General features: G+C 51.2%; 1 protein-coding gene. It reads left to right on the forward strand.

Annotated elements, in window-relative coordinates; translation table 11 throughout:
- Positions 1–52: 52 nt before the first annotated feature.
- The coding region (locus ACEN88_RS35455; RefSeq protein ID WP_413347083.1) for an efflux RND transporter permease subunit at positions 53–248 on the forward strand (196 nt) is incomplete at its 3' end.

Here is a 248-nt window from a genome sequence, read left to right on the forward strand (position 1 = left end):
GTCATAATCATGCCCGCGCCTGATCCTCTGGACAACATGACAAAATAAAACCATGCCGCACTTTTTTATTGCACGCCCCGTTTTTGCCTGGGTTATTGCGTTATTTATTATCCTCGGCGGGCTGCTCGCCATTCCAAAGCTGCCCGTATCACAATATCCGGCGGTGGCTCCGCCGGGGGTGATTATTTCCGTCACCTTTCCAGGTGCGACGTCGGAGATGATGAACACTTCGGTTATTTCGCTGATTG

It is taken from the genome of Massilia sp. CT11-108 (assembly GCF_047302915.1).
GTDB lineage: Bacteria > Pseudomonadota > Gammaproteobacteria > Burkholderiales > Burkholderiaceae_D > Telluria > Telluria orientalis.